This window comes from Rhodococcus sp. ZPP, from assembly GCF_017656075.1.
Classification (GTDB): Bacteria; Actinomycetota; Actinomycetes; order Mycobacteriales; family Mycobacteriaceae; genus Rhodococcus_F; species Rhodococcus_F oxybenzonivorans.
In genome coordinates, this window is record NZ_CP058638.1 from 3,777,642 (window position 1) to 3,790,286 (window position 12,645).

A 12,645-nucleotide genomic window follows, 5' to 3' on the forward strand; every position below is an offset into this window, starting at 1 on the left:
TCAGCCGGCGACGACTCCGCGTTCGTGCAGCGCGGCGATGTCGGATTCCGGCGTGCCGAGCCAGTCCCTCAGGACCTGTGCGGTGTCTTCTCCCACCGCGGATGCCGGTGCGACGGTGGCATGGTGGCCGTCGAACGAAGCGGGATGCCCGGACGCGAGGTAGGTGCCGATGCGCGGCTGATCGAGGGGAGTGAACATCGGGTTCTTCTCGAGTTCACCGGACTTCACCACTTCCTCGAAGGTGCGGTAGCGCTCGGCGAGCACGGACGTCTTCGAGAGTGCCTCGGCCACTTCGGTTGCGGTGTGTTCGCGGAACCAGCGGGCGAACAGGGCTGTGAGGACGTCGCGGTGGGTGAAGCGATCGGTTTCGCGTGCGAAGTCCACGTCGAGTGCGGTGGCGAGTGCCTCCACCGCGGCCGTGGTTCCGGTGACGGCGACAAGGTCACGGAAGTGACGTGGGGTGAGGGCGACGATCATGAACCGTTCGCCGTCGCTGGTGGTGAAATCCGTTCCGTACGTGCCGTAGACGGAGTTTCCGGTCGCCGGCCTGCCGGTGCCGTTGATCTGGACTTCGGTGAGGTAGCCGAGCGTGCCGGCGGTGGCGAGCGCGACGTCCTCGAGCGGCAGGCGGATGTGGGTGCCCTCACCGGTGGCGTCGCGGTGCCGGACGGCGGCGGCAACAGCCAGCGCGGCGTACAACCCACACACCACGTCCCACGCGGGCAGGACGTGGTTGACGACACCGGCATGATCGGTGGGACCGGTGATGGACGGGAAACCGAGTCCCGCATTGACGGTGTAGTCGACGGCGGGGGAACCGTCGGTGCCACCGAGAACTTCGAGGGTAATGACGTCGGAGCGCCGGGCGCTGAGCGCGTCGTGGGCGAGCCAGTCACGGCCACCGGCGTTGGTGACGAGGATTCCGCCACCCGCACCGGGGGCCGTCACCAGTTGCTGCACCAGTTCCTGCCCCTCGGGGCTGCGCATGTCGACGGCCACGGACCGCTTACCGCGGTTGAGACCGGTCCAGTAGATGCTCTCACCGTCACTCGTGACCGGCCAGCGCTTGTAGCAGGCGGAGCCGCCGACGGGGTCGACCCGGATCACCTCGGCCCCCAGCTGAGACAGCGTCAGCCCGCACAGGGGGGACGCGATGAAGCTGGAGACCTCGACGATCCGAAGTCCGGCAAGGGGAGTGTGGGCAGTCACGAGAGAAGCTCCTTGATGGTGGAGATCAGGCCATGAGGGCGGTGAAACGCCAGTCGAGGACGGGAACGTCGGAGGCTGTGGCGTTGTGCGCGAACACCAGCGACCGAAGGTGGAGTAGTCCACCCCCAGCGGCGAGGGCGTCGGCGCTCTCGACGCGGAGTTCACTGGTGAGGGTGTCGCCCTCATGGACGGGCCCGGTGTGATCGCACGACTTCCAGCCGAGGACGGTGACGAGATTGGGCAGGGCGCGAGTGGCCTGCCCGAGGGCGATTCCGATCGTGTGGCCGCCGTAGACGAGCCGGCCGTCGGCGCCGACGCGCTCGTCGTGGTGTGTGGCCGCGATGTTCAGGGTCAGGCGTGCGAGTTCCGGTGCGCTGGACACCACATCACCGCTGCTGCGGAACACCGCACCGGCGAGGGCGGGGGTGAAATGTTCGCCGGGCACCTTCTCGCGGTACACGCCGAGATCCCATCCTTCCGGTGCGCCGAAGGGCTGCTCCGATTGCGGACCGACGGCCGACAGGTCGTCCGCCTTCCGGACGCGGTTCTCATCGGGGCTCTCGGAGAGGGGAAGCATCGCGCAGCGGTAGAAGTCGAGGACCGTCCGGCCGTCCTGATCGGTCGACGTCATCCGCAGGGCGGCGAGGCCCGTGGGCTTCCGCCCGGGTTTCGCGGAGTTCTCGCGCAATCCCACTACTTCCGTGCGGGTATGGAGGGTGTCACCCAGGTGCGGGAAGTGGTGGAACCGCAGGCCGCGGTAAAAGAGGTTGGCCTTCACGTGATGGGTGGCCACCGTCGACTGTCCGATCGCAAGGTCACACACGAGTCCCGGGTTGGCCACACCCTCGGACGCTCCGGTGACCGCCCGCGACAGGTGAGTGTCGAGTGGCAGCCGAATCCGGTCGCCGAGGATTGCCTGGTGGGTGGCCGAGAGGCCACTGGTCAGAGTGACGGCAGGAGCCGAATCGAAAACCTGACCGATCTCGAGTTCGTCGAAATACGGTCCACCGACGTACGTCTGCGTGATCGTCATTGTCCACCCACCTGTGCGAGAACCCGTCGTGCCGCAACTGCGACGGCCTCGTCGAGCATCTGACCGTCGAGTTGCGCGGCGCCGTTTCCGGCCGCCTCCGCGTCGGCGAGCGCGTCGATCACTCGTCGCGCATTCTCGACGTCGGCGTTCGAGGGAGTGAATGCCGCGGCGCCAGAGGAGATCTGGTTCGGGTGGATCACCCACTTGCCGTCGAATCCGAGGGCGCTCGTCCACGACGCCGAGTGCCGGAAGGCGTCGTCGTCGGCGATGCTGAGGAAGGGGCCGTCGATCGCCTGGATACCTGCGGCGCGAGCGGCCACGAGGACCGCCTCCTGAATGACGAGCCAGTGCTCGGGGAGGGCTGCGCGGGAACGTCCCAGTGCGGCACCCAGATCGGCGTAGCCGATGATGACCGCATCGAGGTGATCGGCCCGTGAGATCGCATCGATGTTCTGTACGCCGCGCGGTGTTTCCACCAGCGCCTGGAGTCGGACGGTCCCGACGGCGTCCGCGGCGTCCTGCAGATCCTGGTGCGTCTCGGTCTTGGGAACGACGATGCTCGTCAACGAGGGGCCGAGCTCGGCACATGCGGCGAGGTCGTCCGCTGCCCACGGTGTGGTGAGCGCGTTGATGCGGACGGAGACTGCCCGGGAGCCGTCCGATTCGCGCACGAGGCGAGAGACGAGATCGCGGGCCGCAGCCTTCTTCGCCGGTGCGACGGCGTCCTCGAGATCGAGGACCACCTCGTCGGCGTTCGACTGCAAAGCCTTCAGTGCTTTGCGTTCGTCGGATCCGGGGGCCACCAGGACGGCGCGCCTGCGGGTGAGGTTCTGCACGATGCTTCATTCCTCGTTTCGGGATTGCCGGGTTTCGAGATAGCCGGGCACGGCCGATATGTACGGCCAGAACTTCAGGACCGCACACGATGCTGGCAGGGCCTAACCGGCTATGTCAAGACGGATTCTTGACTTACGACGAACAAAGCGCAACTATGGCCGTACAAATGTCGAGCGCGCGAGGTGAGGGTTCATGGGCAAGTTGAACGAGGAAGAGACGTACCTGGTCGAGACGGTGCGGGCTTTCATCGACCGCGACGTCAAGCCGACGGTGCAGGAGGTGGAGCACGCCAACGAGTACCCCGAGAAGTGGATCGAGCAGATGAAGCAGATCGGGATCTACGGGTTGGCGGTGCCGGAGGAGTACGGCGGATCGCCGGTGTCGATGCCGTGTTATGCGCAGGTGACGCAGGAGTTGGCCCGTGGGTGGATGAGCCTGGCCGGGGCGATGGGCGGGCACACCGTCGTGGCGAAGTTGCTGTCGTTATACGGCACCGAGGAGCAGAAGCAGCAGTATCTGCCGAAGATGGCGACGGGCGAGATCCGGGCCACGATGGCGCTGACCGAGCCCGGTGGGGGATCGGATCTGCAGGCCATGTCGACCAATGCCAAGTCCGACGGCGACGATCTGGTGATCTCCGGGTCGAAGACGTGGATTTCCAACGCCCGCCGCTCGGGATTGATCGCTCTGCTGTGCAAGACCGATCCGAGTGCGAATCCGAAGCACCGGGGTATTTCGATCGTGTTGGTCGAGCACGGTCCCGGTCTGACGGTGTCGCGGGATCTGCCGAAGCTTGGGTACAAGGGTGTCGAGACGTGCGAGCTCTCGTTCGACGGTTATCGCATTCCGGCCACGGCGATCCTCGGCGGCGCCCCGGGCAAGGGGTTCGGGCAGATGATGAAGGGTCTCGAGACCGGGCGCATCCAGGTGGCCTGCCGGGCGTTGGGAGTGGCGACGGCGGCGCTCGAGGATTCCCTCGCCTACGCCCAGCAGCGGGAGAGCTTCGGCCAGCCGATCTGGAAGCACCAGTCGATCGGCAACTATCTGGCCGACATGGCGACCAAGTTGACGGCGGCGCGGCAGCTGACCTGGCATGCGGCCGAGCAGTACGACAGCGGCGAGCGGTGCGACATGGAGGCGGGTATGGCGAAGCTGTACGCGTCGGAGGTGGCGATGGAGATCGCGCTGTCGGCGGTCCGTATTCACGGTGGGTACGGCTACTCCACCGAGTACGACGTCGAGCGGTACTTCCGGGATGCACCGCTGATGATCGTCGGCGAGGGCACCAATGAGATTCAGCGCAACGTCATCGTCTCGCAACTCGTGGCCCGAGGCGGTCTATAGTCCCACAACCTGCACGTAGGATCGGTGCGCGATGAACGGTAGGGAACGAGAGAGCGAGCCGGCGTACCAGCTGGTGTCTAAACAGCTGCGCGAGCACATTGCTGCGGGCAAATACCGCGACGGCGTGAAACTTCCCACCGAATTCGAGCTCGCGGAGCAACACGGGGTGAGTCGTCAAACGGTCCGGCGGGCGTTCCAGGATCTGGTGGCCGAGGGCATCGTCTACCGGGTGCCCGGGCGTGGCACCTTCGCGGCCGAGTCCGATGGCCGCTACCTGCGTCAGCTCGGATCCATCGAAGACCTGATGAATCTGTCCACGGACACAACCATGGAGGTGGTCTCGCCGCTGCGCCGCCGGGTCGACATCGAGGCGGCGAGCAGGCTCCGGCTCGATACCGACCTCGTCCACACGGTCGTGTTCCGGCGACGTCACGACGACACACCCTTCGTGCTGACCACCGTCTACCTTCCCGACGAGATCGCACGGCTCGTCGTCGACGCGCCCGAGATGGCCGAGGGTGCCGTCAGCTCGTACACGATCATCGGCCTGCTGGAACCGCACCTGCGAAGCCCCATCGTCGAGGCGGCGCAGTCGATCACCGTGGCGCCGGCCACCGAGTTCGTTGCCCGGGAGCTGGGTTGCGACGTCGAGCACCCGATGTTGCGAGTAGACCGCCTGTACACCGACGCCGAAGGCCGGATCGTCGAACTCGCGGTCAGCTACTTCCTGCCCGAGCACTACACCTACCGAGTCACGCTCCGCCGCGGTGGGCACTGAACAACCCCAACCACTCTGAACTGTGAACCAACGAGGAGAAGTACCGACATGCGCGTGTTCAACGGAATCGACGAGGTCGAAGCTGCGGTAGGGGAGTCCCTCGGCTTCAGCGAATGGCTGGAGGTCACGCAGGACCGCGTGAACCTTTTCGCCGACGCCACCGAAGATCACCAGTGGATCCACGTCGACCCGGAGCGTGCCGCGGACGGCCCGTTCGGCGCGGCGATCGCGCACGGCTATCTCACGCTCTCACTGCTGCCGAAGCTCGGCGCAGAAATCATGCGCGTCGACGGAGTGAAGATGGTGATCAACTACGGGCTCAACAAGGTTCGCTTCCCGGAACCGGTCCGGGTAGGGGCGTCGATCCGCGCCGGCGGGGAGATCGTCTCCTGCGAACGCACGGCCAAAGGTGCCCAGGTGGTCGTGAAGAACACCATCGAGATCAAAGGATCCGACAAGCCGGCGTGCGTAGCGGAGACGGTGCGCGTGCTCGTGTCCTGAGTCTTCAGTAGGCGCCCGGGGCGGTACCCGAGCCGAGGAACCCGAACTGCTCGGCCACATCCCACAGCGGGTCGTCGGGCCCCACGTCGTAAGTGCACTCGGTGGGCCGGGGATCCGGAACGAACGCCCAGAACAGTGCCCCGGCTGCGCCCGCATCGCGTTGGCCGGTGAGTTTCGTGGTGATGTGTGCGGCCCGGTCATCGAGGTCGCCGCACGATCCGGCGAGTTCACCGATCTCGCCCATGAGGAGCGGCTTCCCCAGCGCCTCCGCCTGTTCGAGTCGTCGACCCAGACCGTTCCACTGATCGCCCGGCAGCGGGACGGCGTCGGCGCCGTAGTCGTGATACTGGACGACGTCCACATACGGCGACGCCCCGACGAACTGGTACTCATCGCCCTGGGTGCCGCATTGCCCGCCGCCGGTGAATCCGGCCGTGATCAGGGTCCGCGGGTCGCGGGCGCGGAGCTCGGCGCCGGCGTCGTCGAAGAAGTCCCGCAATACCTGCGCGGCGTCTGGGCCACACGACCGAGTCCACCACGAACAGGCCGCGTCCGTGCAAGTGCTCGTCTCCGGTTCGCCCACCAATTCCCAGGCGGCGAGTGAGGACGAGTTCTTGTACCGGTCGACGGCGGTGTGCATCCAGTCCTGGAAGCTCATCAACGTGCGGGGAGCCCCCGGTGTCATGGTCTGCCACCCGTCGACATACCACTGCCGGCCCTTGAACACGTCGTCTTCACACGCGCCGTCCTGAGGTGCGAGGACGGGGATCACCATCTGGTCGTGTGCCTCGGCGGCAGCGAAGACGGCGTCGATCGGTCCGAAGTCGAGCTGCCCGGTGAACCGGTTGATCGCCAGTGCCTGGAAGAGGTTGAACCGGGTCAGCGAGTGCGGCGGAAGTGACGAGAAGTAGGACCCGAGATCGACCATGGCCCCGCAACCCCAGTTCACAGACCAGTTGGTGGCCAACTGATAGGCGTTGAAACCCGTCGGCCACCAGTGTTGACCGTCGAGGGCGAATCCCTCGGAAGACGCCGTGACCCGCGACCCCGGGGCGGGGTCGGCAGCCCCGACGGCACCGGTTCCGAAAGCCAGCAGAGTGGCGGTGGCCAGCACGGCACCGGCTTTGGTGATGCGCGAATCGGCCATGGACAGATACTAGAGACCGAATGGTCCGAATGGGGTGTGGCGGGGACGGGCATCGATGCGCGGCGGTGCCAGGCGACCGTCCAGTCCCTGTGACCTGCGCAACTGCCGGGCGCTCTTCCTGCCTCCGAACGGGGACTACGCCTCGATCTCCTCCCTGTCGACCCGATAGTGTGCGGGGCGGGGGCCAGCGCCGACCATCACCGAGAACTCTCAGAGGTTTACATTGTCGAGTCCCGAAACCGACGCCGAGCTTGCAGGCCGCGTCCAGCGGCTGCTGCAGTTCCTGCGCGAAATCGTCAGGGCTCGCACCAAGCCTGTACTGCGCGTCGACCAGCACGAACAGGTGGAATGGCTGTACCGCGAAGGCAGGGTGCTCCGACCCTCGGCAGATGCAGCACAGGGTGACATTGTCCTCCGAGCGCCCGTCGCTGCCGTGGAGGATCCACCGGCACTGCCGCCCGTTCTGCACGGCTGGGTGGATGCGGCTGCCCGATCCGACAGCTCGCGGCCCGAACTGACCTTGAATGCATCGGACGCCTATGCGGAAGACTCCGACGAGGAATACGACGTCCGCCGGGCGTACGAGGTCCGGCAAGCCTTCGACGCGTACCTGCCGCGGTGGAAGGCCTGGGCGGCGACGGATCGCGAACAGCGCCCGCACGCCGAGCTGTACCAGTCACTGCAGTCGATACTGCAGGAGCTGAATGCCCGGCCCGAGTCGATCGAACTCGTCCTCGCCTGCGGTCTGCTCACCGTTCCCGGTGTGGGTCCGGATGCCGGTATCCGCACCCACCTCGTCACGCAGCCCGCAGGGATTTCCCGCGACGTTCGGACAGGTGACCTCCTCGTGCGGTTGACGCCGAGCACAGCGCCCCGGCTCGAAGATTCCCAGCTGCTGACCGGGCTCGGACTCTACGACAGCTCGCAGTCGATGCGACTGCAACAGCAGTTGCAGGAGGTCGCGACCTCCCCGCTCGGCCCCGAGATCGGGCAGTTCCTCCGGGAGTGGGCACCGCTGGCGGTCACCACCGCTATCGATGTCCGTGACGCTGTCGAGCCCCCGGACGAGACGGGGACGGCCACACTCGCCCCCGCACCCGCGCTGGTCCTTCGCAAGCGCAGCGCATTCGCGCTCGTCGAGTACTACGAGAAGATGATCGCCCATCTCGAACGCGACGGTGCCACGGTCCCGCTCGGGCTTGCCCAGCTGGTCGACGCGATCGAGCCTGCGGACCGAGTGACGTGGCTGCAGCGCACGGGTGCTGCCGCGCCCGCCACGCTCGCCGAGGACCCTCTGTTCCCCCTTCCCGCCAACGCCGAGCAGTCGCAGATCATCGAGCGCCTCGGTGGAGACAGTGGGGTGGTGGTCGAGGGGCCGCCCGGGACGGGGAAAACCCACACCATCGCGAATCTTGTCTCGGCCCTCCTCGCCCGGGGACAGCGGGTGCTGGTCACCAGCGAGAAGGCTCAGGCGCTGCGTGTGCTCCGCGACAAGCTGCCGCCCGAGATGCAGGAACTGTGCGTCTCGATCACCGACCTCTCGCGCGGTGGATCCGACGAGCTCAACCGCAGTGTCGCGACGATCGCCGAGCGGAAGTCGTCGTTCAACCCGGACAGCGAGGGCAAGCGGATCGCCGACCTGCGGGCCCAGCGGGCGGAGGCAATGCAGAAACGTGCGGTCGTACTCGACCGCGTGACGGCACTGCGCGAATCCGAGACGTACCTCTACGATCCCGTGGCCGAGGGTTACGAAGGCACGGCCGCCACGATCGTCCGTAAGGTCATTGCCCTGCAGGCCGACTTCCAATGGCTCCCCGGACCCCTGCTGAGCGAGGAATCGCCGCTGACGGGCGCCGAGCTCGACACCTTGCGCGCACTCTGTGTGACGGCAACACCGGAACGTGCCCTGCGCTCGCGGCAAAGTCTGCCGCCACTCGACGCACTTCTGCCCAACCGCGCAGAGCTCGAACGGCTCTGCGCACGGGCGTCGACCACCGTTCCCATCGACACCCCGCAGTCGGCGCATCTACTGGACGTCCTCGGCGGCGTCGACACCGATACCGCGCACACGGTCCGCCGGCACTGCAAGGAACTGCAGGCCCGGGCGCACGACGTCCTCGAACTCGACGGCAGATTCCACGAACTGGCCGACACGGTTCTCGCCGGCCGGGCCACGCATTTGTGGGGCCGATTGGATGCGCTGCCTGCCATCGTGGAAGCGGCCGCCGCCGCCGACCGCTACATCGGCGCGCACGACGTCCAGAGTTCCGTCATGAGCAGGCCTGCACTCCACGCGGTCGGGGCGCTGGCGGTGGCCATGGAATCCGGTGCCGTGGAATGGAAGTCGCGCTTTCGGCGCAGCGACGAGCAGAAGGCCGTCGAGGAGCTCGGCATCGAGGCGACCGTCGACGGACTACCCGCCACCACGGCCGCTGCCGTCCGGCTCGTCACGGAACACCTACGCGCGCACGACGCCGCCCAGACCGCGGCAACACTGTTGGGCGATCTCGGCATTCCGGTGGAGATGAACGGTTCCCGCGCCGTTCAGGTCGACAGCCTCAACCTGATGGTCGGCAGAATCGCGCGGGTGCGTGCCTTGCTCGTGGCGCGCGATGCGCTTGCCCGTGAGCTGTTCGCGCTGTCGCCCACTGCCCCCCGCATGCGCACACTTCGCGACGCCACCGCGGTCGCCGGTGCGGCCGAGGCCATCACCACCCGTACCGACGTCGACAGTGCGCGTGCAGAACTCGACGCCATCGTCTCGGCGGTGTCTGCCGAGATCGACTCGGGTCCCTCCCCCGAGGGCACCGCTCTGGTTTCCGCACTCGACCGTGCCGACAACGCGGCACTGTCCGCTGCCCTCGCGGAATACGCCAGGGCGCGCGCCGAGCAGCACGATCAGTTGCTCTTCGACGAGTTGTCCGACCGCCTCGCCCCCGTCGCCCCGGCTTTTTACGAGCTGGTGCGCCGGACAGCGACGCTTCCCGAATGGGACGAGATGAGTTGGCAGCTGTCGGAGGCGTGGGCGTGGCGTCGTGCCCGTCAGTGGGTCACCGAACAGCATCGCGCCGGGCGCGAGCAGGAACTCGAAGCCGAACTGAACGGCCTCGACGCCGATCTGGCACATCTGACCGCTCGGCTGGCGGCCGCGGCCGCGTGGCGGGACTGCCTCGAGAATCTCACCGCCGACCAGGTGCGGGCGCTCCAAACGTACCGAGAGCACATCTCCAACATCGGTGCCGGAGGCGGAAAGTACGCCGAGAAGTACCGCAGTGCAGCCAGATCCGCAATGGGAGAGGCGCAGGGAGCCGTGCCCGCCTGGGTGATGCCGCTGCAGCAGGTTCTCGCGTCCATACCGCCGGTTCCGGGCAGCTTCGACGTCGTCATCGTCGACGAAGCGAGCCAGGCCGACATCACCAACCTCTTCCTGCTGTGGCTGGCACCGCGGGTGATCGTGGTAGGCGACGACAAGCAATGCGCGCCCGCCGATATCCCCACCAACGGGACGCTCGACGACGTCTTCACCAGATTGGATGCCTACCTTCCGGATCTCCCGGAATACGTGCAAGCGACGCTGACTCCCCGGTCGAGCCTGTTCTCCATCCTGCGTACCAGTTTCGGCCAGGTGGTCAGGTTGCGTGAGCATTTCCGGTCGATGCCCGAAATCATCAACTGGTCGAGTACCCAGTTCTACGGTGAGCTTCCTCTGGTGCCGGTGCGGCAGTTCGGTGCAGACCGGCTACCGCCCCTGCGGCACACCTACGTTCCCGACGCCACGGTGTCGGGTAGGGACGCGACGCTCGCCAACCACGTCGAGGCGAAGGCGCTCGTCGATCAGCTCATCGAATGTCTCGTCGATCCCCGGTACGACGGAAAGACGTTCGGAATCGTTGTGTTGCAAGGGCAGTCGCAGGTCGACGCGATCCGCGGCGAATTGGTGCGGCGCATCGGAATCGAGCAGTGGGAGCAACGGCGGCTGCGGGTGGGAACACCGCCCGACTTCCAGGGCGATGAACGCAGCGTCGTCTTCCTGTCCATGGTGGTGACGCCGGAGCAGCACTTCGTGCCGCTGACGGCCAATCAGTACAAGCGTCGATTCAACGTCGCGGCGTCGCGGGCGCAGGACCAGTTGTGGCTGTTCCACTCGGTGACCGTCGACGAACTGAAGCGAGCCGACCTCCGTAACTCCCTGCTGAGCTACGTCATGTCGACGTCGCCGGCGCCGGCCGAGCCGATGCCCCAGGGCGTGAGCCGAGACGTCCGGACGCCACCGTTCGACAACCTCCTCGAGCAGCGGGTGTTCCACGACATCGCCGAGCGCGGCTATCACGTCAATCCTCAAGTCGAGGTGAACAATCGGCGTATCGACCTCGTAGTCACCGGCGGGACGATGAGGCTGGCCGTCGAATGTGATGCGGACGCCTTCTCCACTACGCCGGCACAGCGCATCGCCGACCTCGAACGCGAGCAGGAACTCAAGCGTTGCGGCTGGACCTTCTGGCGTGTGCGCGAATCCGAGTACTACCTCGACCCGAAGGCGGCGATGGCCGGTCTCTGGGACACCCTGGACAACCTGGGTATCGCCCCCCACGCCGTCGACCACGCCACCGCGATCGAGACGGCGGCCGCCGAGCGGGCGTCCGGAGACGGCGTTCCTCCCGAGCGCGGCAAGCACGCGGCGCCGGCTCTGGCCGACTGACGGGCGGCGCGGTCAGGCGGTCCCGCGCCACTCCTCGAGCTGTTCGATCGCCGTGTGCGCCACCGCGATCGCCTCGTCCCGGTTGATGCGCGAGAGCAGGAACGCGCTGACCGACAACGACGTCAGCAGCCGCGTGCGGTGCTCGACGACGGCGGCAGGCGCGTCCGGATCCAGGGCACGCAGCGCGTGGGTCAGCGCTGCGGACAGTTCGCTGCGGTAGGCATCCACGACCATCCGCTGAGTCTCGTCGTGGGCGGCGAACCCGGCAGCGCTGTTGAGGAGCAGGCACCCACGACCCGGGCAGTCCTCGGGGAGCGTGGCCAAGGTCTCGGCGAGAGCGCGGTAGTAGCGCACGCCCGCGTCGGGCCGGGTGGGCTCAGCGGTGAGGATTTTCAGACGCGGGCGGACGACCCGGTCGAGGTAGTCCTGCACGGCGGCGTCGAACAGGCCCCGCTTGCTGGTGAAGGCGTTGTACAGGCTCGAGCGGTTGAGTCCGGTGGCGCGTTCGAGGTCCGGCACCGACGTGGCTTCATAACCCTTGTCCCAGAACACGTCACGTGCGAGTCCGATCACCTCGGCGGTGTCGAAGTCCTGTGTCCGTGGCATGACGATCCTCACTCACTGTTGTGAAACGCTCATTTCAGTATATATTGAAATGGTCAGTTCACAATCAGGAGGAGCTTGCATGGTCACCGCCGGTCTGGTTCTCGCCGCTTTCGCCAGTGCATTACACGTGTACATCTTCGTGCTCGAGTCGGTGCTGTGGACAGCGCCGCGTACCCGCGCGACCTTCGGCACCACCGCCGACGAGGCCGCCGCCACCAAGGAGCTGGCCTTCAACCAGGGCTTCTACAACCTGTTTCTCGCCATCGTGACCGCGGTCGGCATCGTTGCGGTCGCTGTCGGCGCGACTGCGGTGGGTGCTGCCCTCGTCTTCGCAGGTGCCGGATCGATGGTTCTCGCCGCGGCTGTCCTGCTGGTTTCGTCACCGGACAAGGCACGCGCCGCTCTCACCCAGGGCACGCTTCCGTTGCTCGCGGTCCTTCTCCTCGCGCTCGGACTGGCGCTCTAGACATCTTTCGTCAAAGCAGTGAAAG

At 66.7% G+C, this 12,645-nt stretch carries 10 protein-coding genes; 5 read left to right on the plus strand and 5 right to left on the minus strand.

Annotated features, from left to right (window positions below):
- Genes HYG77_RS17920 through HYG77_RS17930 form a run of 3 tightly spaced genes read right to left on the minus strand, consistent with a single transcriptional unit; the run spans position 1 to position 3,078 of the window.
- Complete coding sequence (locus tag HYG77_RS17920) at positions 1-1,209, minus strand: CoA transferase (RefSeq protein ID WP_208960098.1); 1,209 nt, start codon at positions 1,207-1,209, stop codon at positions 1-3.
- A gap of 25 nt (positions 1,210-1,234) precedes the next feature.
- Positions 1,235-2,242: a MaoC family dehydratase gene (locus tag HYG77_RS17925; protein ID WP_208960099.1), complete on the minus strand. Its 1,008-nt coding sequence runs from the start codon at positions 2,240-2,242 to the stop codon at positions 1,235-1,237.
- Entirely contained in the window at positions 2,239-3,078 is an 840-nt protein-coding gene (locus HYG77_RS17930) for a CoA ester lyase (RefSeq protein WP_208960100.1), read from the minus strand. The genes HYG77_RS17925 and HYG77_RS17930 overlap by 4 nt, the downstream gene beginning before the upstream one ends.
- Before the next feature lie 193 nt (positions 3,079-3,271).
- On the opposite strand from HYG77_RS17930, the gene HYG77_RS17935 reads away from it, so the two are divergent.
- The 3 genes from HYG77_RS17935 to HYG77_RS17945 are packed head-to-tail and all read left to right on the plus strand — an operon-like array spanning position 3,272 to position 5,702.
- Positions 3,272-4,423 carry an acyl-CoA dehydrogenase family protein gene (locus tag HYG77_RS17935; protein WP_208960101.1) on the plus strand — a complete coding sequence of 384 codons (1,152 nt, stop codon included), beginning with the start codon at positions 3,272-3,274 and terminating at the stop codon, positions 4,421-4,423.
- Between the two features lie 31 nt (positions 4,424-4,454).
- Complete coding sequence (locus tag HYG77_RS17940; protein WP_109334241.1) at positions 4,455-5,201, plus strand: GntR family transcriptional regulator; 747 nt, start codon at positions 4,455-4,457, stop codon at positions 5,199-5,201.
- Between the two features lie 48 nt (positions 5,202-5,249).
- The gene (locus HYG77_RS17945; protein ID WP_109334239.1) at positions 5,250-5,702 is read left to right on the plus strand and encodes a MaoC family dehydratase; all 453 of its coding nucleotides are present in this window, start codon (positions 5,250-5,252) and stop codon (positions 5,700-5,702) included.
- A 4-nt stretch (positions 5,703-5,706) separates the two neighbouring features.
- Here the strand turns inward: HYG77_RS17945 and HYG77_RS17950 are convergent, their stop codons facing one another.
- Positions 5,707-6,849, minus strand: coding sequence for a beta-mannosidase (locus tag HYG77_RS17950; protein WP_208960102.1), 1,143 nt, complete (start codon positions 6,847-6,849; stop codon positions 5,707-5,709).
- Positions 6,850-7,072: 223 nt separating this feature from the next.
- On the opposite strand from HYG77_RS17950, the gene HYG77_RS17955 reads away from it, so the two are divergent.
- Complete coding sequence (locus tag HYG77_RS17955; RefSeq protein WP_208960103.1) at positions 7,073-11,548, plus strand: AAA domain-containing protein; 4,476 nt, start codon at positions 7,073-7,075, stop codon at positions 11,546-11,548.
- Between the two features lie 12 nt (positions 11,549-11,560).
- On the opposite strand, the gene HYG77_RS17960 is transcribed toward HYG77_RS17955, so the two are convergent.
- Positions 11,561-12,154 carry a TetR/AcrR family transcriptional regulator gene (locus HYG77_RS17960; protein WP_109334236.1) on the minus strand — a complete coding sequence of 198 codons (594 nt, stop codon included), beginning with the start codon at positions 12,152-12,154 and terminating at the stop codon, positions 11,561-11,563.
- A gap of 79 nt (positions 12,155-12,233) precedes the next feature.
- Between HYG77_RS17960 and HYG77_RS17965 the strand changes: the two genes are divergently transcribed.
- On the plus strand, positions 12,234-12,620 hold the full coding sequence (locus HYG77_RS17965; protein WP_208960104.1) for a DUF1304 domain-containing protein: 387 nt from the start codon (positions 12,234-12,236) through the stop codon (positions 12,618-12,620).
- Positions 12,621-12,645 lie beyond the last annotated feature (25 nt).

Coding starts and splice junctions, on each gene's coding strand:
- HYG77_RS17950 (WP_208960102.1), bottom strand. CDS start 6,849: ATGGCCGATTCGCGCATCACCAAAGCCGGTGCCGTGCTGGCCACCGCC.
- HYG77_RS17960 (WP_109334236.1), bottom strand. CDS start 12,154: ATGCCACGGACACAGGACTTCGACACCGCCGAGGTGATCGGACTCGCA.
- HYG77_RS17925 (WP_208960099.1), bottom strand. CDS start 2,242: ATGACGATCACGCAGACGTACGTCGGTGGACCGTATTTCGACGAACTC.
- HYG77_RS17965 (WP_208960104.1), top strand. CDS start 12,234: ATGGTCACCGCCGGTCTGGTTCTCGCCGCTTTCGCCAGTGCATTACAC.
- HYG77_RS17935 (WP_208960101.1), top strand. CDS start 3,272: ATGGGCAAGTTGAACGAGGAAGAGACGTACCTGGTCGAGACGGTGCGG.
- HYG77_RS17945 (WP_109334239.1), top strand. CDS start 5,250: ATGCGCGTGTTCAACGGAATCGACGAGGTCGAAGCTGCGGTAGGGGAG.
- HYG77_RS17940 (WP_109334241.1), top strand. CDS start 4,455: ATGAACGGTAGGGAACGAGAGAGCGAGCCGGCGTACCAGCTGGTGTCT.